The 25,790-nt window shown below is 61.7% G+C and carries 24 protein-coding genes and 3 tRNA genes; 24 read left to right on the top strand and 3 right to left on the bottom strand.

Annotation, left to right across the window (positions count from 1 at the left end):
* The first annotated feature begins 4 nt into the window (after positions 1 to 4).
* From sufU to KSAC_RS05400, 3 genes are read left to right on the top strand one after another with little or no spacing between them, the layout of a single operon-like run.
* Positions 5 to 433: a Fe-S cluster assembly sulfur transfer protein SufU gene (sufU, locus tag KSAC_RS05410; protein ID WP_102323307.1), complete on the top strand. Its 429-nt coding sequence runs from the start codon at positions 5 to 7 to the stop codon at positions 431 to 433.
* A 7-nt stretch (positions 434 to 440) separates the two neighbouring features.
* Positions 441 to 905 carry an SUF system Fe-S cluster assembly protein gene (locus KSAC_RS05405; RefSeq protein ID WP_110546367.1) on the top strand — a complete coding sequence of 155 codons (465 nt, stop codon included), beginning with the start codon at positions 441 to 443 and terminating at the stop codon, positions 903 to 905.
* Positions 906 to 926: 21 nt separating this feature from the next.
* Entirely contained in the window at positions 927 to 1,304 is a 378-nt protein-coding gene (locus KSAC_RS05400; RefSeq protein ID WP_102323309.1) for a HesB/IscA family protein, read from the top strand.
* 128 nt (positions 1,305 to 1,432) lie between these two features.
* On the opposite strand, the gene KSAC_RS05395 is transcribed toward KSAC_RS05400, so the two are convergent.
* The 3 genes from KSAC_RS05395 to KSAC_RS05385 all read right to left on the bottom strand — a co-directional run bounded on the left by KSAC_RS05395 (position 1,433) and on the right by KSAC_RS05385 (position 4,997).
* Positions 1,433 to 2,707, bottom strand: a complete 1,275-nt coding sequence (locus KSAC_RS05395; protein ID WP_132304615.1) for a class I SAM-dependent RNA methyltransferase — start codon at positions 2,705 to 2,707, stop codon at positions 1,433 to 1,435.
* Positions 2,708 to 2,736: 29 nt separating this feature from the next.
* Positions 2,737 to 4,332, bottom strand: a complete 1,596-nt coding sequence (locus tag KSAC_RS05390) for a DEAD/DEAH box helicase (RefSeq protein ID WP_132304613.1) — start codon at positions 4,330 to 4,332, stop codon at positions 2,737 to 2,739.
* Positions 4,333 to 4,544: 212 nt separating this feature from the next.
* Positions 4,545 to 4,997 carry a CopD family protein gene (locus KSAC_RS05385; RefSeq protein ID WP_102323312.1) on the bottom strand — a complete coding sequence of 151 codons (453 nt, stop codon included), beginning with the start codon at positions 4,995 to 4,997 and terminating at the stop codon, positions 4,545 to 4,547.
* Between the two features lie 137 nt (positions 4,998 to 5,134).
* On the opposite strand from KSAC_RS05385, the gene KSAC_RS05380 reads away from it, so the two are divergent.
* The 21 genes from KSAC_RS05380 to nuoL all read left to right on the top strand — a co-directional run bounded on the left by KSAC_RS05380 (position 5,135) and on the right by nuoL (position 25,767).
* Complete coding sequence (locus KSAC_RS05380; RefSeq protein ID WP_132304611.1) at positions 5,135 to 6,598, top strand: NAD(P)H-hydrate dehydratase; 1,464 nt, start codon at positions 5,135 to 5,137, stop codon at positions 6,596 to 6,598.
* 81 nt (positions 6,599 to 6,679) lie between these two features.
* Positions 6,680 to 6,764, top strand: a tRNA-Leu gene (locus tag KSAC_RS05375).
* A gap of 95 nt (positions 6,765 to 6,859) precedes the next feature.
* Positions 6,860 to 8,197, top strand: a complete 1,338-nt coding sequence (tig, locus tag KSAC_RS05370; RefSeq protein WP_102324158.1) for a trigger factor — start codon at positions 6,860 to 6,862, stop codon at positions 8,195 to 8,197.
* Positions 8,198 to 8,462: 265 nt separating this feature from the next.
* Positions 8,463 to 9,098: an ATP-dependent Clp protease proteolytic subunit gene (locus KSAC_RS05365; RefSeq protein ID WP_132306130.1), complete on the top strand. Its 636-nt coding sequence runs from the start codon at positions 8,463 to 8,465 to the stop codon at positions 9,096 to 9,098.
* Positions 9,099 to 9,232: 134 nt separating this feature from the next.
* Positions 9,233 to 10,492, top strand: a complete 1,260-nt coding sequence (clpX, locus tag KSAC_RS05360) for an ATP-dependent Clp protease ATP-binding subunit ClpX (RefSeq protein WP_132304609.1) — start codon at positions 9,233 to 9,235, stop codon at positions 10,490 to 10,492.
* Between the two features lie 171 nt (positions 10,493 to 10,663).
* Positions 10,664 to 13,150 (top strand): endopeptidase La, encoded by a 2,487-nt coding sequence (gene lon / locus KSAC_RS05355; RefSeq protein ID WP_102324160.1) that lies wholly within the window; start codon positions 10,664 to 10,666, stop codon positions 13,148 to 13,150.
* Between the two features lie 179 nt (positions 13,151 to 13,329).
* The gene (locus KSAC_RS05350) at positions 13,330 to 13,617 is read left to right on the top strand and encodes an HU family DNA-binding protein (protein ID WP_102323314.1); all 288 of its coding nucleotides are present in this window, start codon (positions 13,330 to 13,332) and stop codon (positions 13,615 to 13,617) included.
* Between the two features lie 84 nt (positions 13,618 to 13,701).
* Positions 13,702 to 13,776 (top strand) — tRNA-Val (locus KSAC_RS05345).
* A gap of 41 nt (positions 13,777 to 13,817) precedes the next feature.
* Positions 13,818 to 13,894 (top strand) — tRNA-Asp (locus tag KSAC_RS05340).
* Positions 13,895 to 14,184: 290 nt separating this feature from the next.
* Positions 14,185 to 14,550, top strand: coding sequence for an NADH-quinone oxidoreductase subunit A (locus tag KSAC_RS05335; protein WP_102323315.1), 366 nt, complete (start codon positions 14,185 to 14,187; stop codon positions 14,548 to 14,550).
* 23 nt (positions 14,551 to 14,573) lie between these two features.
* Positions 14,574 to 15,152 carry a NuoB/complex I 20 kDa subunit family protein gene (locus KSAC_RS05330; RefSeq protein WP_102323316.1) on the top strand — a complete coding sequence of 193 codons (579 nt, stop codon included), beginning with the start codon at positions 14,574 to 14,576 and terminating at the stop codon, positions 15,150 to 15,152.
* Positions 15,153 to 15,204: 52 nt separating this feature from the next.
* Positions 15,205 to 15,816, top strand: a complete 612-nt coding sequence (locus tag KSAC_RS05325; protein ID WP_408884755.1) for an NADH-quinone oxidoreductase subunit C — start codon at positions 15,205 to 15,207, stop codon at positions 15,814 to 15,816.
* 7 nt (positions 15,817 to 15,823) lie between these two features.
* The gene (locus KSAC_RS05320; protein ID WP_102323318.1) at positions 15,824 to 17,080 is read left to right on the top strand and encodes an NADH-quinone oxidoreductase subunit D; all 1,257 of its coding nucleotides are present in this window, start codon (positions 15,824 to 15,826) and stop codon (positions 17,078 to 17,080) included.
* A 5-nt stretch (positions 17,081 to 17,085) separates the two neighbouring features.
* Positions 17,086 to 17,736, top strand: coding sequence for a complex I 24 kDa subunit family protein (locus KSAC_RS05315; protein WP_102324161.1), 651 nt, complete (start codon positions 17,086 to 17,088; stop codon positions 17,734 to 17,736).
* A 4-nt stretch (positions 17,737 to 17,740) separates the two neighbouring features.
* Positions 17,741 to 19,066, top strand: a complete 1,326-nt coding sequence (gene nuoF / locus KSAC_RS05310) for an NADH-quinone oxidoreductase subunit NuoF (RefSeq protein ID WP_102323319.1) — start codon at positions 17,741 to 17,743, stop codon at positions 19,064 to 19,066.
* Between the two features lie 5 nt (positions 19,067 to 19,071).
* On the top strand, positions 19,072 to 21,138 hold the full coding sequence (nuoG, locus tag KSAC_RS05305) for an NADH-quinone oxidoreductase subunit NuoG (RefSeq protein ID WP_132304605.1): 2,067 nt from the start codon (positions 19,072 to 19,074) through the stop codon (positions 21,136 to 21,138).
* 4 nt (positions 21,139 to 21,142) lie between these two features.
* Complete coding sequence (gene nuoH / locus KSAC_RS05300; protein ID WP_102323321.1) at positions 21,143 to 22,165, top strand: NADH-quinone oxidoreductase subunit NuoH; 1,023 nt, start codon at positions 21,143 to 21,145, stop codon at positions 22,163 to 22,165.
* A complete protein-coding gene (gene nuoI / locus KSAC_RS05295) occupies positions 22,165 to 22,653 on the top strand; it encodes an NADH-quinone oxidoreductase subunit NuoI (protein ID WP_102323322.1) in 489 nt (162 codons plus the stop codon). Before nuoH ends, nuoI begins: the two co-directional genes overlap by 1 nt.
* 78 nt (positions 22,654 to 22,731) lie before the next feature.
* Positions 22,732 to 23,505, top strand: coding sequence for an NADH-quinone oxidoreductase subunit J (locus KSAC_RS05290; RefSeq protein ID WP_102323323.1), 774 nt, complete (start codon positions 22,732 to 22,734; stop codon positions 23,503 to 23,505).
* On the top strand, positions 23,498 to 23,821 hold the full coding sequence (gene nuoK / locus KSAC_RS05285) for an NADH-quinone oxidoreductase subunit NuoK (RefSeq protein WP_132304603.1): 324 nt from the start codon (positions 23,498 to 23,500) through the stop codon (positions 23,819 to 23,821). Before KSAC_RS05290 ends, nuoK begins: the two co-directional genes overlap by 8 nt.
* 5 nt (positions 23,822 to 23,826) lie before the next feature.
* Positions 23,827 to 25,767, top strand: coding sequence for an NADH-quinone oxidoreductase subunit L (gene nuoL / locus KSAC_RS05280; protein WP_132304601.1), 1,941 nt, complete (start codon positions 23,827 to 23,829; stop codon positions 25,765 to 25,767).
* Positions 25,768 to 25,790 lie beyond the last annotated feature (23 nt).

Below are 25,790 nucleotides of genomic sequence, written 5' to 3'. Positions count from 1 at the left end.
TGTGATGGCGCAGGACGATCTGTATCGCACCGTTGTGCTGGAACGGGCCAAAACGCCCCGCCATGCCGGTAAACTGGATATCGCCAGCCTGCATGCGCAGGGGGTGAACCCGCTTTGTGGGGATCGCGTGAACCTGCATGCGCAGGTCGATACCCATGGCCGTATCGGGCAGGTGCGGCATGAAACACGGGGATGCGCCATCTGTGCCGCATCTGCTGACCTTATGGCCGAACGGGTCATGGGGCAGGACACGGCACAGGTGAAACGGATTCACGCCGCGCTGGCCACGGCGGTCGAAACGGGCGAGGCCCCGGATGGACTGGGTGAGCTTTCGGTTTTTGCACCGCTGCACCGGCATCGTTCGCGCATCCGTTGTGCGATGCTGCCGTGGTCGGCCCTGATTGATATGCTCAATGACGATAAAGACAGGTGAAGGTCTCATGGACGAGAAAAATCAGGTAGAGCCCGCCGCCATCGGCATGGCTGAGGGAGCCGGGCATTTCTCCCTTGAGGCCAATGATGACGCATCGCTGGAAAAGACCGACCCCGTCTCGGCCTGGACGCCCGATGGGGAACAGCCGGTCACCCCCGCTACTGGCGGTTCGCCCGATGAAGATAGCGTCATTGCGGCGATTGCTACGGTGTATGACCCGGAAATCCCGGTCAACATATATGAACTGGGCCTGATCTACGCCATCGACCTTCATGATGATGGTTCGGTCAAGGTTGAAATGACCCTTACGGCCCCGAACTGCCCCAGCGCGCAGGAACTGCCCCTGCAGGTGAAGGAAGCCGTGGAGAAGATCGATACGGTCACCAGCGCAACAGTTGAAATCGTATGGGAACCGCCGTGGGACATGTCGCGTATGAGCGAAGATGCCCGCCTTGCCCTGAACATGTTCTGAACCCAGCAAGGGGAACGTGCCATGACTGAACAAAGCACCACCACGACCACTGCCCCCCGCCGCCGTGCGCTACCGCCGCTTATGTCCCTGACCGAGCGGGCGGCACAGCGGCTGGAAAAACTGTACCAGACCAACCATGCCGGACATCTGCTGCGCATCGCGGTTTCCACCAAGGGCTGTTCCGGCCATGCCTACGACATGACCTTTGTGGAGCAGGCCGGTCCCGGTGATGAGGTGGTTGTGGACAAGGGCGTTACCCTGCTGGTCGACCGCAAGGCGACGCTGTTCCTGATCGGCTCGGTGATGGATTATGAAGTCAGGCAGCTCGAATCCGGTTTCACCTTCAGCAACCCCAACGAAAAGGGCCGCTGTGGCTGCGGCGAGAGCTTCCACGTCTGAGGCGCGCTCTTATAGGGGCAGCCACAGGCAATCCGCACGCGCATGTGGATGATGGACTGAATGCCGGTTCAGAAACATTGTGGGGATCGGTCGGGGAGAAACATTTCCCCGGCCTTGCCCAGCCTGATCTAACGACGGTTCGGTCTCGTCGTGCCAGGCAGGGTCATTACGCATACGGATTCGACTTCCGCTGACCACAGGAACTGGTCGATGACCGTCAGGCTTTCCAGCCGGTAGCCCATCTGCTGCAACGGCGTCAGGTCGCGTTGCAGGGCAGCGGGATTGCAACTGACATAGATGATGTGGCGCGGTTTCCCTGCCACGATCTGCGCCATCTGTGCACCGGCCCCCGCATGCGGGGGGTCCAGTACCACAGCTCCCGCACGGCCCAGTTCGGTGGCCATGACAGGCTGACGGTTGAGATCACGCAGGGCAGGCAGCACCCGCGTGCCGCCACTGGCCTGTTTCAGGCAGGCAAATGCCGCCCGATCGCCTTCATAGGCCAGAACCTTGGCATGCTGCGCCAGGGCAAAGGACAGCGTGCCGCAGCCAGCGTAAAGCTCGATAATCCCGGCTTTCAGGCCCTTGCGGGGCAGCCCGGCTAGAACGGCAGCCTTGATGGCGTCCTCTCCCTCGCGGGAGGGTTGCAGGAACGCACCCGGCGGCGGCAGGACACGCGCCGTATCAAAATGATGAAAGACCGGGCCGGTAAGGGCGAGCGTTTCCGGCGGCTGGGTGCGCAGGGAAATACGCGGCATGCCATGTGCCTTGCTGAACTGCGCCAGAATACGGCGGTCATTGGCGTCCGGCGTGCCATCCATGGCAATCAGCAGGTCAGGGCCGCTATCCAGCAGGTTGATCTGGATATCCCCACCCGCATGCACCGCAGGCAGGGAATGGAGCATCTGACGCAGCGGGTCGAGCAGCGCGAAAATCGCCGGGTCCAGCAGGGCGCATTCCGTCATGTCCACCACATCGCCCCGGCGGCGGTGCAGGCCCAGCACGATCCGTCTGTCCACCCGGCGGAACGCCAGATCGACGCGCCGCCTGCCATGGGGGCTGACCTGTCGGGTGGCGGGGGCGGGAAGGGTGGTGAAACCGGCACGTTTCAGTGCTTCGGTTACACGTGCCGCTTTCCATGCCATCATGGCAGGTAGCGCCATGTGCTGAAGGCGGCAGCCACCACAGGTCCCGAATAGTGAACATACCGGCGTTACGCGGTCGGGCCCCGGCGTCACGACCTGTTCCAGCACACCCTGCGTACCGGTCTGGCTGGCCAGCACGATTTCGTCGCCCGGCATGGTGCCGGGCACGAATACCCGCCCCTGTGGGGTCTGGGCTATGCCATCCCCATCATTGCCAAGCGCCACCACCCGGATGGCCTCGGCTCCTGAATTTTCCATTACTCTTGTTGCCTGAACGCGCTGGCTGATTATTCGTCAGCCGGAATCACGGGCTTCTCACGGCGCGGAAGCTGCATGAAGGCCGGGATGTCATCACCGAATCCGGTAACCGCCATGTCCGGTGCGGCAGGCAGCAGGCCGGAATCGCGCCGGTTGGGCGCGGACGAAGCCGCATTGGCTGCGGCATCAGGCTTGCGGCCCCTGCCACGCGGCGCAACCGGCGCTTCGGTTGCCGGTGGTGCAACCGGTGCGGCTGCCGGGGCCTGCTGCTGGGCGGCAGGTGCTGCAGCCTTGCGACGGCCCGTGCCCTCGTTACGGGGCTTGCGCCGTCCATTGGCGGGACGCGGTTCGTCAGACCATTCGAGATTATCCACGCCTTTGACCTCGATTCGGGGGATGGGCTTACCCGTCAGCTTCTCGATGGCCTGTACCAGACCTTCTTCATCCGGGGTGGCCAGACTGTAGGCGTGTCCGGTGCGGCCCGCACGTCCGGTGCGGCCGATCCGGTGCACATAATCTTCGGCATGGAAGGGCACGTCGAAATTGAATACGTGCGACAGACCGCCAATGTCGATTCCGCGCGCCGCGATATCCGAACAGACCAGTATCTTCAGCTCGCCGTTCTTGAAGGATTCAAGGGTGGAAAAGCGGACCGACTGCGGCAGGTCGCCATGCAGGGCGCCTGCCGAAAAGCCGTGCTTGATCAGCGATTTGCACAGGATATCCACGTCGCGCTTGCGGTTGCAGAACACGATGGCGTTCTGCATGTCCGCTTCCCGCAGCAGCTTGCGCAGGGCGCGGCGCTTGTCCTGGGTATCGACAATGGCAAGGCCGGTTTCGATGGTGGTGGCGACGGAAGAGGGACGGCTGACTGTGATTTCCTTCGGGTTGCTCAGGAACATGTCAGCCAGACGGCGGATTTCCGGCGCCATCGTGGCGGAGAAGAACAGCGTCTGCCGCATGGGCGAGAGCATGCTTACGATCTTCTCGATATCGGGAATGAACCCCATGTCCAGCATGCGGTCCGCTTCGTCGATCACCAGCAGCTTCGTCTGGGTCAGCAGCAGCCCGCCGCGTTCGAACAGGTCGATCAGGCGACCGGGCGTCGCGATCAGCACATCCACGCCACGGTTGAGCACTTCTTTCTGCTCGGCCATGCTTTCGCCACCGATCAGCAGCGCGTGGGTCAGCTTGAGGTGCTTGCCGTAATTGACAAAATTCTCCGCGACCTGAAGGGCGAGTTCACGCGTCGGTTCCAGAATCAGCGAACGCGGCATCCGTGCCCGGGCACGGGAGCCGGACAGGATTTCAAGCATCGGCAGCGTGAACGATGCGGTCTTGCCCGTGCCGGTCTGGGCTACGCCCAGCACGTCACGCCCCATCAGTACATAGGGGATGGCCTGTGCCTGAATGGGGGTGGGATGACGGTATCCCATCTCATCAATGGCGCGCTGGATGGGTTCGGACAGGCCGAGTTCGGAAAACAGGGACTGGGCCTGCTCCGCGGCGGCTGTTTCTGCTGGCGTATCAATGGGGTCAGCCCCGTCGGTGCTGGCGGCGGGGGCCGGGGCTGCCGCCGTCTTTGCGGAACGTGTCGGGGCGGGGGAAGTTTTTTTGGCGCTCAAATTACTCTCGAACGTATCAGCAGATGAATATGGCCCCGTCCGATTGCCACCGTGTCGCGCTGTATCAGGCTGCCGTCCCTGATGTACCTGCAGCAATGCAGGGAAGGGGAGTGTAACACGGAGGGGACAGGCCCCTCACGCGCCACATTCCCCGTGCCTATCTACCTTTGCAACGGAAATCAAGGGGGCGTGATGGTGGTGCCCCCGTAATTTCAGAAAGGATGGGCAAGGCAGGCGGCTACGATGGTCAGCACGCCCAGTCCGGTATTGAGGATGACAAGGGAGCGGATCGAATCGAACATGCCCTGCTGCGGGCGAATGGCGCGACGGGCCTTCTGGAAGGGGCCGAAATAGATGCGCGCGAACACGCCCGCCATGATCAGGCCCAGAAGCTGCATGAGGTTGATCTGCCATGGGACGACTGCAAACCCGCCATCATGAAAAATCAGGAGCCACCCCGTAATCAGTACCGTAGGCATGGTATGCCAGACGATGCGGAAGAAGCGGTTCAGCGTCTGCAGATGGATGGAGGCGCGCTGGGTTGCGTCAAGCAGGCCAAGGCTGGGTTTGAGCACAAAGGCCGCATAGATCATGCCACCGATCCATGCCGCCATGCCGGTGATGTGGAGTGCGAGCACAAGGCTCCAGACTATGGAGTGGGACACGGGGCCTCCTTGCCGGGGTCGGGGAATAACGAAAACGGCGCATCATGCGCGGGCACGATGCGCAGCGCTTGTTTCCCCATTCCTGTAACATGTGCAAGGGCGGTTTCGCAGTCAAAGTTGTTGGGAAGGGGGATGCAATGCCCACAGACGAACGTAAGCAGGCCGCGGTTCGCGCCCGCCTGCTCCTGCCTGATCCGACGGAAATGGGCCATGTCGATGCCGCCGCCGCGCGCAGCGTGCCTGTGGCGGTGCTGATGGAAAATGCGGGCCGCGCCGTCGCACGCGCCATTCGCCAGCATGTGCGGCCATGCCGGGTACTGGTGCTGTGTGGACCGGGCAATAATGGCGGGGATGGATACGTTGCCGCGCGCAGGCTGGCGGAACAGGGCTGGCCGGTGGCCGTAGCATGCCTTGTCCCGCCGCATGCAGGCGGGGACGCCGCCCACGCCGCCGCGCAATGGGGCGGGCCGGTCGTGGCCTTCACGCCCGAAAACGCCGCGCGCTTTGATCTGGTGGTTGATGCCATATTCGGTGCCGGGCTGAGCCGCGATGTGGAGCCGGATGTGGCCCGTGTGCTGGCTGCGGCACCGCGTATCGTCGCCATTGACACCCCGACCGGGGTGGATGGGGCCACCGGGGCCGTTCGTGGCTATGCGCCACAGGCGGAAATGACGGTTACGTTCTGTCGCCTCAAGCCGGGGCATCTGCTGCTGCCGGGGCGCACGCTGTGCGGTCGCACCGTGCTGGCCGATATCGCCATCCCGGAGACGGCGCTGGACTCCGTGCCGATTCGGACATGGCGCAACGAACCCGGCCTGTGGCGCACGCCCGTCTGTACGGTGGACAGCTATAAATACAGCCGTGGCGTTGTGAGCATCTGCGGCGGGCGCGACATGCCGGGGGCTGCCCGCCTGTCGGCGGCTGGTGCGCGGGCAGCCGGCGCGGGGCTGGTGCGGCTGGCCGTGGGGGACAGCGCCCCCGTCTACCGCATGACCGCGCCGCCGGGGCTGATTGTCGATTCCGGCCCGCTGGCGGAGTTGCTGGAGGATTCGCGCCGTCATGTATGGGTATGTGGTCCCGGCCTGTCCGTGGATGAGGTGGCTACGACCTTTTCCGTGCTGACGGATGCCGGGCGGGAAGTGATCGCCGATGCCGGAGCCTTCGCCATGGCGGCGGGGCAGCCTGATCGCCTGCGCGGTGCCGCGATCATAACCCCGCATATCGGTGAGTTCACCCGCGTGTTCGGCAGGCCGGGGGCAGACCGTATCGCGGCCGCCCGGCAGGCGGCGGACCTGACCGGGGCGGTTACGGTGCTCAAGGGGCCTGACACCATTATCGCGGCACCCGATGGTCGCGTTGCGATCAACGCTCATGCCACCCCCATGCTGGGCACGGCCGGGTCGGGCGATACGCTGACGGGAATCATCGCGGCCCTGCTTGCGGCGGGCATGCCACGATGGGAAGCGGCATGCGCGGGCGTATGGATACATGGCGACGCCGCCCTGCATGCGGGTGAATGGCCCGTGGCCGAGGCGTTCGATGCCCATGTAGGGGCTGCGCGGGCGCGGGCGGAGGCGCAGGCGGAAAAACTTTTCGGCTGAAAACACCATTCCTTTTTCCTTGGGATCTTGCCCGATGTCCGATGGTGCGCTAAAGCCGCGCGCTTACAGCCTGGGCACAGTGCGGGCGTGGTGGAATTGGCAGACACGCCAGATTTAGGTTCTGGTGACGCAAGTCGTGGGGGTTCAAGTCCCTCCGCCCGTACCAAGATCCCGGCAAGTCGCGTTATGCGAACAGACGTGGTGGCCCGAGCGGCCTCTTGCGTTCTTTGACACGTTCTGACCGAGAGGATGGCCTGGCAGATGCAGGTTACTGAAACGCTTTCCGAAGGCCTGAAGCGCGGGTTCACCGTTACGGTGCCGGCAGCGGGAATCGAGAGCAAGCGCACCGCGCGCCTGAAAGAAGTTGGACAGTCCATGAAGCTGCCGGGCTTCCGCCCCGGAAAGGTGCCGATGAGCATCCTTCAGCAGCGTTTTGGCGAATCTGTTCAGGGCGAGGTTCTGGAGCAGGTCGTAAGCGAAGCGACCCGCACCCTGCTGGACGAGCGCGGCCTGCGTCCCGCCATGCAGCCGAAGGTTGACGTGGTGTCCGGCGATGCGCCCGGCAGCACGGACGACCTGAAGTTCACGGTCGAATTCGAGGTTCTGCCCGAAATCACCATTCCCGACCTGTCCACCCTGTCGCTGGAACGCCTCAAGTCCGAGGTGAATGCCGAGACCGTGGACAAGGCCCTGAAGGAAATCGCCGGTCGCCAGCGCGAGTTCGAGAAGGTCGAGGAAGACCGTCCCGCCGCCAGCGGTGATGTGGTGTCGGTTGACTTCGTCGGCAAGATCGACGGCGTGGCGTTCGATGGCGGTTCCGCCGACGACGTGAATGTCGAGATCGGCGGCGCGGGTTTTATCCCCGGTTTCGCCGAGCAGATCGAAGGCATGAAGGCCGGTGACGAAAAGGTGATCACCGTGACGTTCCCCGCCGATTACGGCGCGGAGCACCTTGCAGGCAAGGAAGCGACCTTCGACATCAAGGTGCGTGAACTCAAGCGCCCGATCGAAGCGAAGATCGACGATGATCTGGCCAAGAAGCTCGGCTTCGAAGGTCTGGAACAGGTCCGTGACCTGATCAGCAAGCAGGTCGGTCAGGAATACGAACAGCTTTCCCGCCTGCGCCTGAAGCGCGAGCTGCTGGACAAGCTGGCTGAAAAGACCGATTTTCAGGCACCCCCCGCCATGGTCGATGCCGAGTTCGACCAGATCTGGTCCCGTATCGAGGAAGACCGCAAGGCGGGCCGCCTCGATGAGGAAGACAAGGACAAGGACGAGGACACGCTGCGCGCCGACTATCGCAAGATTGCCGAACGTCGCGTGAAGCTGGGCCTGCTGCTGGCTGAAATCGGGCGTGTGAACAACATCACCGTCACGCCGGACGAGATGATGCAGGCCGTCCGTGCGGAAGCTTCGCGCTACCCCGGTCAGGAGCAGGCCGTGTTCGAGTTCTTCAGCAAGAACCCGCAGGCGGCTGATGGGCTGCGCGGCCCGATCTTCGAGAACAAGGTCATCGACTACATCGTCGAGCTGGCCAAGGTCGAAGACAAGGTCGTGACGCCGGAAGAACTGGCCGAAATGCCGGAAGCTGACGTCTGATCCGCTTCCGCGTCATAGATGGCCCATACGGCGCACGGAAGGTCACTTCCGTGCGCCGTATGTGTTTGCAGGCAGGTGATCGCGCGCAGATTGTGGAACCCGTTTCCGGCAAAAAGACAGGAATGGGGTGGTATCTGGCGTGTTTGTCTCTATTTTGTCATAAGCAACCGGGAAGGAGCCGACTGCATCCATAATGTCCGTGCGCCCATGCGGCGGGCAGGAAACGCGGATCGACTCCTTGCTTTTCAGGATCGGGAATATGGCTATGAGGGATCGGGATCCCGTAGATATCTTCAATAATGCTCTGGTGCCGATGGTGGTGGAGCAGACCTCCCGCGGGGAACGGGCATTCGACATCTATTCCCGCCTTCTGCAGGAACGGATCATCTTTCTGACCGGACCGGTCTACGATCAGGTGTCGGCGCTGGTGTCCGCCCAGCTGCTTTATCTGGAAAGCGTGAACCCCGGCAAGGAAATCTCGTTCTATATCAACAGCCCCGGCGGCGTTGTGTCGGCCGGGCTCGCGATTTACGACACCATGCAGTACATCCGCTGCCCCGTCAGCACGGTGTGTATCGGACAGGCTGCGTCCATGGGGTCGCTGCTGCTGGCAGGTGGTGAGAAGGGGCGGCGATTCGCCCTGCCCAACGCCCGCGTCATGGTGCACCAGCCTTCGGGCGGGGCGCAGGGACAGGCCAGCGACATCGAGATCCAGGCCCAGGAAATCCTGACCATCCGCAAGCGCCTGAACGAGATTTACAACGAGCATACCGGCCGTACGCTTGAGGAAATCGAGCAGAAGCTGGAACGCGACAGCTACATGTCGGCGGAAGAAGCGCAGACATTCGGTATCGTGGATGAAGTCGTCCGCCGTAACACGGCCCCAAAAACGGCGGAATAACCGGCAATCATGGGAAGCGTGCACGCAGGCGCGCTTCCCGCCCGCAAGGGTTCGGGTCACCTGCGGCGTGCCGGGATGTTGCAGTCCGGCTGCAAGGTATGGAGAAGTTCCCCTCTGTGGGAATAGGAGCGGTTATGAATAACAAATCCGGCGATTCCAAAAATACGCTTTACTGCTCGTTCTGCGGCAAGTCGCAGCACGAGGTCCGCAAACTGATCGCCGGTCCCACCGTGTTCATTTGCGATGAATGCGTCGAGCTGTGCATGGACATCATCCGTGAGGAGCACAAGACGCATCTGGTCAAATCGCGCGATGGCGTGCCCACTCCGCGGGAAATCTGCAAGATCCTCGATGATTACGTCATCGGGCAGGGTCATGCGAAAAAGGTTCTCTCGGTCGCGGTGCATAACCACTACAAGCGGCTGGCCCATGCCCAGAAGAACAATGATGTCGAGATTGCAAAATCCAACATCATGCTGATCGGGCCGACCGGTTCGGGCAAGACGCTTCTGGCCCAGACCCTTGCGCGTATCCTTGACGTGCCGTTCACCATGGCTGACGCCACCACCCTGACCGAAGCCGGTTACGTTGGTGAGGATGTGGAGAACATCATCCTCAAGCTGCTGCAGGCCGCGGATTACAATGTGGAGAAAGCCCAGCGCGGCATCGTCTACATTGACGAGATCGACAAGATTTCCCGCAAGTCGGACAATCCCTCCATCACGCGTGACGTGAGCGGTGAAGGTGTGCAGCAGGCGCTCCTCAAGATCATGGAAGGCACCGTCGCCTCCGTGCCGCCGCAGGGCGGGCGCAAGCATCCGCAGCAGGAATTCCTGCAGGTCGATACCACCAACATGCTGTTCATCTGCGGTGGCGCGTTTGCTGGTCTGGACAAGATCATCAGCGCGCGCGGCAAGGGATCGGGCATCGGGTTCGGGGCGGATGTGCAGTCCCCCGATGAACGCCGGATGGGTGCCGTGCTGCGCGATGTCGAGCCGGAGGATCTGCTGAAATTCGGTCTGATTCCCGAATTCATCGGTCGTCTGCCGGTCGTGGCGACGCTGGAGGATCTGGACGAAGCCGCCCTGATCGAGATCCTGACCAAGCCCAAGAACGCGCTGGTCAAGCAGTATGCCCGCCTGTTCCAGATGGAAGACGTGCAGCTTACCTTCACCGAGGACGCGCTGCGTCAGGTGGCCCAGCGCGCCATTGCCCGGCGCACCGGCGCCCGTGGCCTGCGCGCCATTCTGGAAAGCATCCTGCTGTCGACCATGTTCGATCTGCCCGGCCTTAAGAATGTCGAGGAAGTTGTCGTCAACAGGGAAGTGGCGGAAGGCAAGGCGCAGCCGGTCTACGTGTATGGCAAGAACCAGCCGACCGAACAGTCGGCCTGAGGCCCCCGACGCGGCCTGGTCTCTCCGCTGAAATGGCACCACCGGGGTTGTGGTGGTGCGGCGTCGTGACAACATGAAGCTTTAAGGTTGTCGCATATGCGGCGCAACGGATGGGCAGGCCGCCAGGGCGGGTGTCCATCCGGGATCGTCCATCAGGAGGTCGAACATAATATGTCTGAAACTGACAGACTGAATCCCGTCCCCGAAGGGACGGACCCCATCGAAAACAAGGCAGCAGCACAGGTACCCGCAACGCGCGAGCCCGAGGAAGTCGAAAACGGGCACGACACGATGGCCGTGCTGCCGCTGCGTGATATTGTCGTTTTCCCGCACATGATCGTGCCGCTGTTCGTCGGGCGTGAGAAATCCGTCCGCGCGCTGGAAGCCGTAACGCGCAGCGACAAGCAGATCCTGCTGGTCGCGCAGAAGAACGCCGCGCAGGATGACCCTACGCCTGATGACATCTATCGTTATGGTACGGTCTCCACCATCCTGCAGTTGCTCAAGCTGCCTGACGGCACGGTGAAGGTGCTGGTCGAAGGTGGCCGCCGCGCCCACATTACGGCGCTGCATGAAATCGATGGTCATTTCGAGGCCGAGATCGAGGACGTGCCGGAGCAGGAAAGCGACGGCAAGGAAGCCGAGGCGATCGGCCGCACGCTGATTGGTCAGTTCGAGCAGTATATCAAGCTGAACAAGAAGATCGCGCCCGAGGTGCTGGTCTCCCTTAACCAGATTGATGATCTGTCCAAGCTGGCGGATACCATTGCCAGCCATCTGAACCTGAAGATTCCCGAAAAGCAGGAAATCCTTGAAATTCAGGACGTGAACGCACGTCTGGAACGGGTTTTTGCGCATATCGAAGCCGAAATCGGCGTGCTGCAGGTGGAAAAGCGCATCCGTAACCGCGTGAAGCGGCAGATGGAAAAGACGCAGCGCGAGTACTACCTGAACGAGCAGCTCAAGGCGATCCAGAAGGAACTGGGGGAAGGTGAGGACGGCAAGGACGAGACCGCCGAGCTTGAGGAAAAGATCGCCAAGACCAAGCTGAGCAAGGAAGCGCGCGAAAAGGCGGTGGCCGAGCTGAAGAAGCTGCGGAGCATGAGCCCGATGTCCGCCGAATCGACGGTGGTGCGCAACTATCTCGACTGGATTCTGGGCATCCCGTGGAAGAAGCGTTCCAAGGTCCGTCATGACCTGTCGGAAGCCCAGCAGGTCCTTGATACGGATCACTATGGTCTGGAAAAGGTCAAGGAACGCATCATCGAGTATCTGGCCGTGCAGAGTCGCGCGCAGAAGCTCAAGGGGCCGATCCTGTGCCTCGTGGGGCCGCCGGGTGTTGGCAAGACCTCGCTGGCAAAGTCCATCGCCAAGGCGACGGGACGGCAGTATGTCCGCATGTCGCTGGGCGGCATGCGTGACGAAGCCGAAATCCGGGGGCACCGTCGTACCTATATCGGCTCCATGCCCGGCAAGATCATTCAGGGCATGAAGAAGGCCAAGACCTCAAACCCGCTGTTCCTGCTGGACGAGATCGACAAGCTGGGTGCCGACTGGCGCGGTGATCCGTCCTCCGCATTGCTCGAAGTGCTGGACCCCGAACAGAACGCCACTTTTGGCGATCACTATCTGGAGGTCGATTACGACCTGTCGGATGTGATGTTCATTACAACGGCCAACAGCCTGAACATGCCCCAGCCCCTGCTGGACCGCATGGAGATCATCCGCCTGTCCGGTTACACGGAAGACGAAAAGGTCGAGATCGCGAAGCGTCACCTGCTGTCCAAGCAGACGGCGGCGAACAATCTCAAGCCGGGCGAATGGTCTGTTTCCGATGATGCGCTGCGGGAACTGATCCGCAGCTACACGCGTGAAGCGGGCGTGCGTAACCTTGAGCGCGAAATTGCGACACTGGCCCGCAAGGCAGTGACCGAAATCGTGACCGGCAAGGCGAAGACCGTGGCGATCACGGCTGAAAACCTTGAGAAATACGCAGGGGTAAAGCGGTTCCTGCACGGGGAGACCGAGTCGGAAGACATGGTCGGAGTCGTGACCGGACTGGCCTGGACCGAGGTGGGGGGAGAAATCCTGACCATCGAAAGTGTGATGGTGCCGGGCAAGGGCAACATCAAGCTGACCGGCAAGCTGGGCGATGTGATGAAGGAAAGCGTAGCCGCAGCCCTTTCCTACGTCCGCAGCCGCGCTGTTACGTTCGGGATCAGCCCGGACCTGTTTGAAAAGCGTGACCTGCATGTGCACGTGCCCGAAGGGGCTACGCCGAAGGATGGCCCGTCGGCGGGTATCGCCATGGCGACATCGCTGGTCAGCGTGATGACGGGCATTCCCGTGCGCCGGGAAGTGGGCATGACGGGTGAAATCACCCTGCGTGGCCGCGTGCTGGCCATTGGCGGGCTTAAGGAAAAGCTGCTGGCGGCCCATCGTGCGGGGCTGACGACCATCTTCATCCCCAAGGATAACGAAAAGGACCTGATCGACATTCCCGACGTCGTGAAGACCGCGCTGACCATCCTGCCGGTTTCCCATGTGGATGAGGTGATTGGTCAGGCGCTGGTGCACAAGCCCGAGCCGATCGAGTGGACGGAACCGGTAACACCGGCTGATACCGCAAGCACGGCAGCGCCCGCGTTGACGCATTAGTCAATATCGGGCAGAGGCTACGGCGCAGAATTGTCGTGCAGAAGGAGAATGACGGATTTCTCTGTCATTCCTCCAATTCTGTTGGTTGACGTGAGACAAAACAGCGGCATAGTGCGTGCAGAAATGCGGCGCGACTTTTGAATGATTGCGTAGGCGCACAGTACAAAGAAAGGCGTAAAATGGAGAAGCCACTTAACAAGCAGGAACTCGTTGCTGCGGTAGCCGAGGAAGCCGATCTGGCGAAGGCAAAAGCCAGCGAAGTGGTTGATGCGGTTTTCGGTGCGATCGAAAAGGCGCTGGCAAACAAGCAGGAAGTCCGTCTGGTCGGTTTCGGCACGTTCGTGACGGCTACCCGCAAGGCAGCCAAGGGGCGTAACCCCCGCACGGGTGAGCCGCTGGACATTCCGGCTTCCACTTCCGTCCGTTTCAAGCCGGGCAAGAACCTGAAGGAAGCTGTCAGCAAGTAAGGCTGACTGATTTTTCAGGAAAAAAAGAAGGGGCAATCCATTTTTTGGGTTGCCCCTTTTTTTGCAATCGCTTAGTAGGGTCGCGGGCGATTAGCTTAGCGGTAGAGCATCTCGTTTACACCGAGAGGGTCGGCGGTTCGATCCCGTCATCGCCCACCATATTCCCTCGTTCCGCATTGCGGGGCAGGGGCACACACCATGCGGGTGTAGCTCAGTTGGTTAGAGCGCCGGCCTGTCACGCCGGAGGTCGCGGGTTCGAGCCCCGTCACTCGCGCCACATGGTTATCCGGTTTTTCCGGCAGACACGCCAGACGCTTCAGCGCTGGCGTTTTTTTTGTGCCTTCAATCAGGCGGTACACGGGAAAATGAGAACAATAAACCGTGCGTAAACAAATATTCACGCAATATTGACGTATCCGGTCCTGTATCTATCCTCACAGTAATGTTCCTGAAAGAACACGGTTAAGTAACTGTTCCCTGCACCACGTTGGGTCTAGCATCCCCGAAGCCACACATAAGTCGATAAAGACACGCAGATGGCTTCTTAACAGGTTGGGAACACGGAACATGCATCCCGTTATCACTGATTATTTGCCCGTGCTGATATTCGGGTGCATTGCGGTGGTCATCGCTGGCGCGATGCTGGGCAGTTCGCTGCTGTTTGGCCACCAGAAACCCTATGCCGAAAAAACGTCGGCTTACGAATGCGGTTTCGAGGCTTTTGATGATGCGCGCCACCGCTTCGATGTGCGGTTCTATCTGGTCGCGATCCTGTTCATCATTTTCGACCTTGAGGTCGCATTCCTCTTCCCATGGGCAATGAGTCTATCGCGGATCGGGTGGTTTGGTTTCCTGTCCATGATGGGTTTTCTGGGCGTTCTGGTGGTTGGCTTCATCTATGAATGGAGCAAGGGCGCGCTGGACTGGGATTGAGCATGACAAGCGGAGGCGCACCAATGGGCAACGATACATCCGGGCCTGGTCGGCCTGCGGACAGCATCGCCTGGAACCGTGAAATGCTGCCGCCGGGGGCGGAGCAAGACGCCGTAATCAAGGGCATCACGGGCGAGATTACCGAAAAGGGCTTCGTGGTCGCGAATCTCGACAAACTGGTGAACTGGGGCCGGACGGGCAGCCTGTGGCCGATGTCCTTCGGGCTGGCCTGCTGCGCGGTGGAAATGATCCACGCCTACATGCCGCGCTACGATCTGGATCGCATGGGCATCATCCCGCGCGGTTCGCCCCGCCAGTCGGACGTGATGATCGTAGCGGGTACTCTGACCAACAAGATGGCCCCCGCGCTGCGCCGGGTTTACGACCAGATGGCCGAACCGCGCTGGGTCATCTCCATGGGGTCATGCGCCAACGGGGGCGGGTATTACCACTATTCCTACTCCGTCGTGCGGGGCTGTGACCGGATCGTGCCGGTTGATGTGTATGTGCCCGGCTGCCCGCCCACGGCGGAAGCGCTGATCTACGGCATCATGCAGCTTCAGAAGAAAATTCGTAGGACAGGGACAATACGCCGTGGCTGAACCAGCAAACACGTCCCCATCGGCGGTGGTGCCGTACGCAGTGTCGGGTGGGCTGGGGGGCATCACCTTCCACCTGTCCACACGGGTTCCGGGCATTATTTCCGCCGGTCTGGAAAAAGGCGAACTGGTGGTACGCACCACACGCGACCGGCTGCTGGCGCTCATGCTCATGCTGCGTGACGATCCGCAATTTGCCTGCCAGCAGGTGATGGACATTTGCGGCGTGGACTTTCCCGACCGGCCCGAACGGTTCGATGTAGTCTACAACCTGCTGTCCGTTACCCATAACCACCGTATCCGCGTGATCGTGACCACTGACGAGACGGCTCCCGTCCCGTCAGTGCACCAGATATGGCCCGCCGCGACATGGTGGGAGCGCGAGGCCTACGACCTGTTCGGTATCCTGTTTACCGATCAGCCCGACCTGCGGCGTATCCTGACCGATTACGGCTTCGAAGGGCATCCGTTGCGCAAGGACTTCCCGCTGACCGGGTATGTGGAGATGCGGTACGACAGCGAACGGCGTCAGGTCGTCTATGAACCCGTCGATCTGGTGCAGGACTTCCGCAATTTCGATTTTGAATCGCCATGGGAGGGAATCCTGACCCTGCCGGGCGATGAAAAGGCGCATGCCAGCCGCCAGAACATGAAACGACAGGGGTAGGCGACAGATGAGCGACGTAACCCTTCGTAGCGATGCCGCTGTTCCTGACTCACTCCTGCCGGAGGACGATACCGGCGAAGTGCGGCGGCATGTGGTGGAAATTGATTCCCACGCGCTTAATTTCGGTCCCCAGCATCCATCCGCGCATGGCGTGCTGCGGCTTGTGCTGGAAATGGAGGGCGAGGTTGTCGCCCGTGCCATTCCGCATGTCGGCCTGCTGCATCGCGGCACGGAAAAGCTGATCGAATACAAGACCTATCCCAAGGCGCTGCCGTATTTCGACCGGCTCGACTACGTCTCCCCCATGTGTGAGGAGCAGGCCTTCGCGCTGGCGGTTGAAAAGCTGCTGGGGATCGAGGCCCCGGACCGCGCGCGCTGGATACGCGTCATGTTTGCCGAGATCACGCGCATCCTGAACCATATCCTCAACCTGACCTCCTTCGGGCTGGACTGTGGCGCACTGACGCCTGCGCTGTGGGGGTATGAGGAACGTGAAAAACTTCTGGAGTTCTATGAAGCAGCGTCCGGCGCGCGTTTCCACGCCAACTATGTCCGTCCCGGCGGTGTCTCGCGTGACCTGCCCGCCGGGCTGGAAGAGCGTATCGCGGACTGGGCCACGACCTTCCCGCGCTGGATCGACGATCTGGAATCGCTTCTGACCAACAACCGCATCTGGAAACAGCGCACGGTTGGCATTGGCGTGTTCACGACCGAACAGGCGTTGGCCTGGGGGTTCAGTGGCCCATGCCTGCGGGCTTCGGGCGTGCCGTGGGATCTGCGGCGCAGCCAGCCCTATGACAATTACGCCAAGGTGGAATTCAACGTGCCGGTGGGCAGGCAGGGTGACTGCTACGACCGCTACCTGATCCGCGTGGCGGAAATGCGCGAAAGCGTCAGCATCATCAGGCAGTGTCTGGAACAGATCCGCCCCGGCCCGGTCAAGGTGCAGGACCACAAGATCACGCCCCCGCCACGGCGCGAGATGAAGCGGTCCATGGAAGCGCTGATCCATCATTTCAAGCTGTTTACCGAAGGCTATCACGTGCCGCCGGGCGCTACTTACACCGTAACCGAAACCCCAAAGGGGGAATTCGGCGTGTATCTGGTGGCCGATGGCAGCAACCGGCCGTATCGCTGCAAGATCCGGCCCACGGGTTTTTCCCATCTCCAGGCAATCGACGAGATGTCGCGCCGGCACATGCTGGCTGATGCCGTGGCCATTATCGGATCGCTGGATCTGGTTTTTGGCGAGATTGACAGGTGACCGACATGTCCGTCCAATCCGACGCGCCACAGGGCGCGGAACCGACCCATTTCGCATTTGATGAGGACAGTGAGCGCCAGATCGCCACGGTCCTTGCCAAATATCCGCCCGAGCGCAAGGCAAGCGGGGTGCTGCCGCTACTGTATATCGTGCAGAAACAGATGGGCCGCGCGACCGGCAGCGCGTGGATACCCCGCGTGGCCATGGATGTGGTGGCCGAACGGCTGGAAATGGCGCCGATCCGGGTTTACGAGGTCGCGACCTTTTACCTCATGTTCAACACCACCCCGATCGGTCGGTATCACCTGCAGGTCTGCACCACCACGTCATGCTGGCTGCGTGGTTCGGATGATGTAACGGCGGCGTGCAAGGCGGCTACCGGCATCACCAGTTTTGGCGAAACCAGCAAGGACGGCCTGTTCACCCTGACCGAGGTCGAATGTCTGGGGGCATGCTCCAATGCCCCGATCCTGCAGGTTGACGATGATTATTACGAGGATCTGGACGGCCCGCGCACGCTTGAACTGATCGAGGCCCTGCGCCGGGGCGAACGGCCCACGCCCGGCCCGACCATCGCGCGCATGGCCTGCGCCCCGGCGGGTGGACGCAAGGTCCTGCGCGAAGATGCGGTGCAGAAGCCGCAGGGGCAGGAGTAAGGTCATGCTTCAGGACAAGGACCGCATCTTTACCAACCTGTATGGCCAGAATGACTGGAAGCTGGCAGGTGCCCGTGCCCGCGGCGACTGGGACAATACGGGCGCGATACTGGCGCGCGGGCGCGATGCCATCATTAACGAGATGAAGGCGTCCGGCCTGCGCGGCCGGGGCGGGGCGGGTTTCCCCACCGGCGTCAAATGGTCGTTCATGCCCAAAAAGAATGACGGGCGACCGCATTATCTGGTCATCAATGGCGATGAGTCGGAACCCGGCACCTGCAAGGACCGCGAAATCCTGCGCCATGATCCGCACAAGCTGGTGGAAAGCGCGCTGATCGCCTCTTTCGCCATGGGTGCGCATACGGCTTACATCTATATCCGTGGCGAATTCTATAACGAGGCCCGTCATCTCCAGCACGCCATTGACGAGGCATATGAAGCCGGACTGATCGGGAAGAACGCCTGCGGGTCCGGCTGGGATTTCGACTTTTATATCCATCGCGGCGCGGGTGCCTATATCTGCGGGGAAGAAACCGCCCTGCTGGAAAGTCTTGAGGGCAAGAAAGGCCAGCCGCGCATGAAGCCGCCTTTCCCGGCGGCGATGGGGCTGTATGGTTGCCCCACTACGGTCAACAATGTCGAAAGCATCGCGGTTTCAGCCACCATCCTGCGCCGTGGCGCGGCATGGTTCGCCGGGCTGGGGCGGCCCAACAACGCGGGTACCAAGCTCATGGCCATATCGGGTCACGTCAACACGCCCTGCGTGTTTGAGGAGGAGCTGGGTGTCCCGATGAAGGACATCATCGAAAAGCATGGTGGTGGCGTGCGCGGCGGGTGGGATAACCTGCTGGCGGTCATACCCGGCGGCTGTTCGGTGCCCATGCTGCCGCGTGACGTGTGTGAAAACGTGCTTATGGATTACGACAGCCTGCGCGCCGAGGGGTCCGGCCTTGGTACCGGCTGCATGATCGTGATGGACAAATCCACCGATATCATCGCGGCCATCGCGCGGTTCTCCAAATTCTTCAAGCATGAAAGCTGTGGCCAGTGCACGCCGTGCCGCGAGGGCACGGGCTGGATGATGCGCATCATGGACCGCATGGTGCAGGGTCGCGCGGAAATCGAGGAAATCGACATGCTGGAGCAGGTCACCCGGCAGGTGGAAGGACACACCATCTGCGCGCTGGGCGATGCGGCGGCATGGCCGATCCAGGGGCTGATCCGCCGTTTCCGCCCGGTGATGGAAGAACGTATCCACGCCTACAAGGCGGCGCATGGCGGTAGCCGGACCGTACAGGTTCCGGCTGGCATGAATGAAGCGGCGGAGTAGGAACAATGGTGAAAGTAACCGTTGACGGTATCCCCGTCGAGGTCGCGGCAGGTTCCAGCGCCCTTCAGGCGTGTGAGGCGGCGGGCAAGGAAATCCCGCGTTTCTGTTATCACGAACGCCTGTCGGTGGCGGGCAACTGCCGTATGTGCATGGTCGAGGTCTCGGGCGGGCGCAAGCCGGTCGCCTCATGCGGGTTTCCCATAAACGAAGGCATGCAGATCTTCACCGATACGGAGGTGGTGCGTCGCGCCCGCCGCGCGGTGATGGAGTTCCTGCTGATCAATCACCCGCTTGACTGTCCGATCTGCGATCAGGGTGGCGAATGCGACCTGCAGGATCAGGCATTCGGTTATGGCGCGGACCATACCCGTTACCATGAAAACAAGCGCGCGGTGACCGACAAGTATCTTGGCCCGCTGGTCAAGACGGTCATGACACGGTGCATCCAGTGTACGCGCTGCATCCGTTTTTCCACCGAAATCGCGGGCGTTCCGGAACTGGGCGGTATTTCGCGCGGGGAAAATCTGGAAATCACCAATTATGTTGAAAAGGCCCTGACATCCGAACTGTCGGGCAACCTGATCGATATCTGCCCCGTCGGTGCGCTGACTTCGCAGCCTTACGCATTTACCGCGCGGTCGTGGGAACTCAAGCGCACGGATTCAATCGATGTGTGCGACGCGGTAGGCACCAATATCGTCATGCAGGCCCGTGGGGCCGCCGTGCTACGCATCGTGCCGCGCATCAATGACGAAGTGAACGAGGAATGGCTGGCGGACAAGGGGCGCTTTGTTGTGGACGGGTTCCGCCGCCGCCGTCTGGACCGGCCTTGGGTGCGGGTAGATGGCAGGCTCCAGCCCGCAAGCTGGCAGGATGCGTTCGCCACCATCGCCACACGGCTGAAGGATGTGCCGGGCCAGCGTATCGGCGCGATCGCGGGCGACATGTGCGATGCGGAAAGCATGATGGCGCTGAAGGATCTGATGGAAACATTGGGTTCGCCCAATATTGACTGCCGTCAGGACGGGGCGAAATACGATACTTCACGCCGGGACTTCTATACTTTCAACACAGGTATCGTCGGGATCGAGGATGCGGATGCCCTGCTGATCGTAGGCTCCATTCCCCGGCAGGAAGCGCCCGTGCTGAATGCGCGTATCCGTAAACGCTACCTTGCGGCAGGCCGGGGTGGTTTTCCCATCGGCATGATCGGCGCGCCCAATGCCGACCCGACATACGCAGTGGATGTGCTGGGGCAGGGGCCGGACGCGCTGGCGGCCCTTGCCGACGGCACGCATCCGTTTGCCGATGTGCTGGCGGGCGCACAAAAACCGATGATCATTGTCGGCCATGGTGCGCTGACCCGCCCGGACGGGCAGGCGATTGCGCGTGCATGCTGGGATCTGGCGGCGAAGGTCGGGGCGATCAGCCCGGACTGGCACGGGTTCAATGTCCTGCATACGGCGGCAAGCCGGGTGGCGGGGCTGGATCTTGGGTTCCTGCCCGGCCCGCAGGGGCGCGATGTGGCGGGCATGCTGGATGGCGGCGTTGACGTGCTGTGGCTGCTGGGCGCGGACGAGTTCCCGACCGATCGTATCGGGCCGGAAACCTTCGTCGTCTATCAGGGGCATCATGGCGATGCGGGTGCCGCGCGGGCGGATGTGATCCTGCCGGGCACGCTTTATGCGGAAAAGCCGGGCACCTACACCAATACCGAAGGGCGCGTGCAGGAAGCATTCCGCGCGGTCATGCCGCCGGGTGATGCGCGTGAAGACTGGCGCATCCTGCGGGCCTTTTCCGAAGTGGCGGGCCGCAAACTGCCCTACGATACGCTGGAAGCCCTGCGCGAGCGCATGGTGCAGGCCAGCCCGGTATTCGGACATGCGGCATGGAGCCGCCATGGCACATCGGACACCACGGCACCCGATGCGGGGACGGTTCCGGTGTCGGATGCGCCGCTTCGGCCGGTCATATCCGATTATTACCTGACCCACGCCGTGTGCCGCGCCAGCCCGACCATGGAAACCTGTTCGGGGATTTACGTGCACCCCGCCATCGAGGCTGCGGAGTAGGGACATGGCTGATTTCTTCTTTCATACCGTCATCGGCCAGATCCTGCTGATCGTGCTGGAATCCCTGGCGGTGCTGGTGCCGCTGCTGCTGGGCGTGGCGTATCTGACCCTGGCCGAACGTAAGGTCATGGCCGCGATGCAGTTGCGCAAGGGGCCGAATGTAAACGGCCCGTTCGGCGTGCTGCAGGCTTTCGCCGATGCGATCAAGATGCTGACGAAGGAGACGGTCATCCCGTCTGGTGCAAACAGGATGCTGTTCCTGTTCGCGCCGTTCCTGACCTTCTCGCTGGCCATGGTGGCGTGGGCGGTGATCCCCACGGGGAACGGGCTGGCCATCGCCAACATCAATGTGGGTGTCCTGTACCTGCTGGCGATTTCCTCGCTGGGTGTTTACGGCATCCTGATCGCGGGCTGGGCGTCCAATTCCAAATACGCGTTTCTTGGCGGGCTGCGTTCGGCGGCGCAGATGGTGTCGTATGAAGTGTCCATCGGGCTGGTGATCGTATCGGTCCTGCTGGCGGTGGGCAGCCTCAACCTCAATGACATCGTGCTGGCGCAGCGCCATGTCTGGTTCTGCCTGCCGATGTTCCCGATGTTCATCGTGTTTTTCATCTCGGCGCTGGCCGAGACCAACCGTGCGCCCTTTGACCTGCCGGAAGGCGAGAGCGAACTGGTGGCGGGCTTCTTCGTCGAATATTCAGCCCTGGCATTCGGCCTGTTCTTTCTGGGCGAATACGCGAACATGTTCCTCATGTCCGGCATGGTCAGCATCCTGTTCCTTGGTGGCTGGCTGCCGCCGCTGGGCATCGCGCCCTTTACATGGATACCGGGGCCGCTGTGGCTGATCGCCAAGATCCTGTTCTGCCTGTTCGTGTTCATCTGGGTGCGCGCGACATTCCCCCGCTATCGCTACGACCAGCTCATGCGGCTGGGGTGGAAGGTGTTCCTGCCATTCTCGCTGGCGTGGATGGTGCTGAGCGCGGGATTCCTGATGGTAACGGGCCTTCTGCCCGGAGGAGCAGGCTAATGGGTACATTAAGCAAGGCCGCCCGCTCCATGCTGCTGTCCGAACTGGTGGCGGGCATGAGCGTGACGCTGAAGGCGTTTTTCAAGCCGAAGGCCACGATCAACTACCCTTATGAAAAGGGCGTGCTTTCGCCACGCTTTCGTGGCGAACACGCATTGCGCCGCTACCCCAACGGGGAAGAACGCTGCATTGCGTGCAAGCTGTGCGAGGCGACATGCCCCGCGGAAGCCATCACCATCGAGGCCGAACCGCGCGATGACGGCTCCCGCCGCACCACGCGCTACGACATTGATATGACCAAGTGCATCTATTGCGGCCTGTGCGAGGAAGCCTGCCCGGTCGATGCGATTGTCGAAGGGCCGAATTATGAGTTCGCGACCGAAACCCGCGAAGAACTTATGTACAACAAGGACAAGCTTCTGGCCAATGGCGACCGCTGGGAAAGCGTTCTCGCCCGCAGGCTCGAGCTTGATGCCCCGTACCGCTGATACCGCACGGCGGACCGCGCGCAGGCCGTGGCCGCCATGCCAGCAGGAGGAAACATCCATGCGGCAGGAAGCTCACCCATGATGACCCAAATCGTCTTTTACGTTTTCGCGGCGGTTCTGGTCCTGTCCGCCACCATGGTGGTGTGCGCCCGTAACCCCGTGCATTCGGTGCTGTTCCTGATTCTGGCGTTCTTCAACGCAGCGGGGCTGTTCCTGATCGCGGGGGCCGAATTCTTGGCGATGACGCTGGTTATTGTCTATGTCGGCGCGGTCGCGGTGCTGTTCCTGTTCGTGGTCATGATGCTTGATGTCCGCTTTGCGCAGATGCGTGAAGGCGTGCAGCGTTACGCCCCGATCGGGGCTGCGGTTGGTGGCGTGCTGCTGGTGGAACTCATCATGGCGTTCACCCACTGGCGCGTGGCGGGCAATATCGGGCAGATCACGCATCTGGTTCCGTCCTCGCCCACCCGGACCAACACGGCGGCGCTGGGGGATGTGCTCTACACCCACTATATTTTCCTGTTCCAGACCTGCGCGCTGGTGCTGCTGGTGGCCATGATCGGCGCGATCGTGCTGACCCTGCGCGACCGCCCGACGGGCCGCAGGCAGAACATCGACCGCCAGCACGACCGCGTGCCCCAGGAATCGCTTGAAATGCTTCAGGTGCCGCTGGGGGCCGGGGTCGCGGCACAGGGCGGCTTCCTGCGCCCGCATGACAGCTACGATGTCGCCGCCGTGCCCGGCACCTACGGGACGGAAGCATGGCGTGCGCGCGAGGCCGCGGAACAGACACAAACCGCGCTGGTGGTCATTACCCCGGCGCAAGGCGCGAAAGGACAGGACGATGAATAGCGCGATTGAGGGGATCGGCCTTGCGCCCTACCTGAGTGTTGGCGCGATCCTGCTGGTTCTGGGCGTGTTCGGCATTTTCCTGAACCGCAAGAACGTCATCATCATCCTGATGTCGATCGAGCTGATCCTGCTTTCGGCCAATATCAATTTCGTGGCGTTTTCAGCGGCTACCGGCGATCTGTCGGGGCAGGTGATGACCCTGTTCGTGCTGACCATCGCCGCGTCGGAATCCGCCATCGGTCTGGCCATTGTCACGGTGTATTTCCGTAATCGCGGCTCGATCGAAGTCGACGATATCACGATGATGAAGGGGTAAGGAAAATGCAGACAGCATCCTTCCTTTTTGAAGTGGCGGTGTTCGCGCCCCTGATCGGGTTTCTTGTCGCCGGGTGCTTCGGTCACCTTATGGGGGACGGGGCCGCGCGTTTCACGACCATCGCCTTCATGACGTGTGCGGCACTTGCCGCGATCGGCGTGCTGGGGTTCGAGATGGGCGGCGGCATGAACACGGTTATCGTACCCGTGGCCGACTGGGTCCATGCAGCGGGTTTCCGGGCGGACTGGCAACTGCGCATGGATGCGCTGTCGGTCAGCGTGGTGGCCATGGTCACGGTGGTCTCCCTGCTGGTGCATGTGTACAGCGTGGGTTACATGGCGCATGAGAGCAGGCCGGTTTTTCGCTTCTTCTCCTATCTGTCGCTGTTTACGTTTGCCATGCTCATGCTGGTTACGTCCGACAATCTGCTCCAGCTCTTCTTCGGCTGGGAAGGGGTGGGGCTGGCGAGTTACCTGCTGATTGGCTACTGGTACGACCGGCCGTCCGCCTGTGCCGCCGCCATCAAGGCATTCGTGGTCAACCGCGTGGCGGACCTGTTCTTTCTTGTCGGCATCTCGCTCATCTTCATCCGTCTGGGCAGCGTGTCCTATGATGACATCTTTGCCGCGCTGCCTGCGCATGTGAACGACACGTTCCAGCTTTTCGGCACGCATCCGCTGCTGGAAGTCATCGCGACGCTGCTGTTCATCGGCGCGATGGGCAAGTCGGCGCAGTTGTTCCTGCACACATGGCTGCCTGACGCGATGGAGGGACCGACCCCGGTTTCCGCCCTGATCCATGCAGCGACCATGGTGACGGCGGGCATCTTCCTCATGGTGCGGATGTCGCCGCTGGTGGAACTTGCCCCCGTCACGCGCGATCTGATCGTGCTGATCGGTGGAACAACCAGCTTCTTTGCCGCCACGGTGGGGCTGGTGCAGCCTGACATCAAGCGCACGATCGCCTATTCCACCTGTTCGCAGCTTGGCTACATGTTCGTGGCGGTGGGTGTAGGGGCCTATCAGGCCTCCATGTTCCACCTGACCACACATGCGTTCTTCAAGGCGCTGCTGTTCCTTGGCGCGGGCTGCGTGATCCATGCCGTTCACGATGAACAGGACATGTTCCGCATGGGCGGGCTGTGGCGCAAGATCCCGCTGACCTACATCGCCATGTGGATCGGCAGCCTTGCGCTGGCGGGTATCTTCCCCTTTGCCGGGTACTGGTCCAAGGATGCGATCCTTGAGGCCGCATGGATGTCGGGTAATGGCATGGGCCATTATGGCTGGCTTATGGGCTGCATCACCGCGTTCCTGACCGCGCTGTATAGCTGGCGCCTGATCTTTCTGGTGTTTCATGGCCGGCCGCGTGACGGGCATCTGTATGAAGGCGCGCATGAAAGCCCGCCATCCATGATGCTGCCGGTCGTGCTGCTGTCCTTCGGTGCCGTGGTGGCCGGTCTGGCGCTGGAACCGCTGTATATCGGCGCGCGTCATGTGGCATTCTGGAATGGGGCGATTGCCGGTGTGCCCGGTCAGTCCGTGATCGACCGTCTGGAGCAGACGCCGGGCTTCATCGCGCTGGTGCCGACATTCGCAGCCGTGCTGGGTATTGCGGTCGCCTATGTCTGCTACGTGGCAAGCCCCGGTATTCCGGCGGCACTCGCCCGCAGCCTGCGGCCGCTTTACCTGTTCCTGCTGAACAAATGGTATTTCGACGAACTGTATGATGTGGCGATCATCCGCCCGTACCGCGCCCTTGCACGCCTGTTGTGGAAGGGCGCGGATGAAGGTGTGATCGAGGCCATTCCCGAAGGACTGGCCCGCCTGACATCCGGCAGTGCGGGACAGGCGGTGCGGGTCCAGACCGGCTCCATCGCGGTTTACGCCTTTTCCATGCTGATCGGCTTGGTGGTGCTGCTGTCCACCATGCTGTTTTACCGCTAACCCCAAGGATGTCAGGGCCAATA

Origin of the sequence: Komagataeibacter saccharivorans (genome assembly GCF_004348195.1) — a bacterium.
In the GTDB taxonomy this organism is placed as follows: Bacteria; Pseudomonadota; Alphaproteobacteria; order Acetobacterales; family Acetobacteraceae; genus Komagataeibacter; species Komagataeibacter saccharivorans.
This window is presented reverse-complemented; position numbering and strand designations above follow the sequence as displayed.

Excerpts from the sequence above, each read along its gene's own strand:
- sufU (WP_102323307.1), top strand. The coding sequence starts at position 5 with ATGGCGCAGGACGATCTGTATCGCACCGTTGTGCTGGAACGGGCCAAA.
- KSAC_RS05405 (WP_110546367.1), top strand. The coding sequence starts at position 441 with ATGGACGAGAAAAATCAGGTAGAGCCCGCCGCCATCGGCATGGCTGAG.
- KSAC_RS05400 (WP_102323309.1), top strand. The coding sequence starts at position 927 with ATGACTGAACAAAGCACCACCACGACCACTGCCCCCCGCCGCCGTGCG.
- KSAC_RS05395 (WP_132304615.1), bottom strand. The coding sequence starts at position 2,707 with ATGGAAAATTCAGGAGCCGAGGCCATCCGGGTGGTGGCGCTTGGCAAT.
- KSAC_RS05380 (WP_132304611.1), top strand. The coding sequence starts at position 5,135 with ATGCCCACAGACGAACGTAAGCAGGCCGCGGTTCGCGCCCGCCTGCTC.
- tig (WP_102324158.1), top strand. The coding sequence starts at position 6,860 with ATGCAGGTTACTGAAACGCTTTCCGAAGGCCTGAAGCGCGGGTTCACC.
- KSAC_RS05365 (WP_132306130.1), top strand. The coding sequence starts at position 8,463 with ATGAGGGATCGGGATCCCGTAGATATCTTCAATAATGCTCTGGTGCCG.
- clpX (WP_132304609.1), top strand. The coding sequence starts at position 9,233 with ATGAATAACAAATCCGGCGATTCCAAAAATACGCTTTACTGCTCGTTC.
- lon (WP_102324160.1), top strand. The coding sequence starts at position 10,664 with ATGTCTGAAACTGACAGACTGAATCCCGTCCCCGAAGGGACGGACCCC.
- KSAC_RS05350 (WP_102323314.1), top strand. The coding sequence starts at position 13,330 with ATGGAGAAGCCACTTAACAAGCAGGAACTCGTTGCTGCGGTAGCCGAG.
- KSAC_RS05335 (WP_102323315.1), top strand. The coding sequence starts at position 14,185 with ATGCATCCCGTTATCACTGATTATTTGCCCGTGCTGATATTCGGGTGC.
- KSAC_RS05330 (WP_102323316.1), top strand. The coding sequence starts at position 14,574 with ATGGGCAACGATACATCCGGGCCTGGTCGGCCTGCGGACAGCATCGCC.
- KSAC_RS05320 (WP_102323318.1), top strand. The coding sequence starts at position 15,824 with ATGAGCGACGTAACCCTTCGTAGCGATGCCGCTGTTCCTGACTCACTC.
- KSAC_RS05315 (WP_102324161.1), top strand. The coding sequence starts at position 17,086 with ATGTCCGTCCAATCCGACGCGCCACAGGGCGCGGAACCGACCCATTTC.
- nuoF (WP_102323319.1), top strand. The coding sequence starts at position 17,741 with ATGCTTCAGGACAAGGACCGCATCTTTACCAACCTGTATGGCCAGAAT.
- nuoG (WP_132304605.1), top strand. The coding sequence starts at position 19,072 with ATGGTGAAAGTAACCGTTGACGGTATCCCCGTCGAGGTCGCGGCAGGT.
- nuoH (WP_102323321.1), top strand. The coding sequence starts at position 21,143 with ATGGCTGATTTCTTCTTTCATACCGTCATCGGCCAGATCCTGCTGATC.
- nuoI (WP_102323322.1), top strand. The coding sequence starts at position 22,165 with ATGGGTACATTAAGCAAGGCCGCCCGCTCCATGCTGCTGTCCGAACTG.
- KSAC_RS05290 (WP_102323323.1), top strand. The coding sequence starts at position 22,732 with ATGATGACCCAAATCGTCTTTTACGTTTTCGCGGCGGTTCTGGTCCTG.
- nuoK (WP_132304603.1), top strand. The coding sequence starts at position 23,498 with ATGAATAGCGCGATTGAGGGGATCGGCCTTGCGCCCTACCTGAGTGTT.
- nuoL (WP_132304601.1), top strand. The coding sequence starts at position 23,827 with ATGCAGACAGCATCCTTCCTTTTTGAAGTGGCGGTGTTCGCGCCCCTG.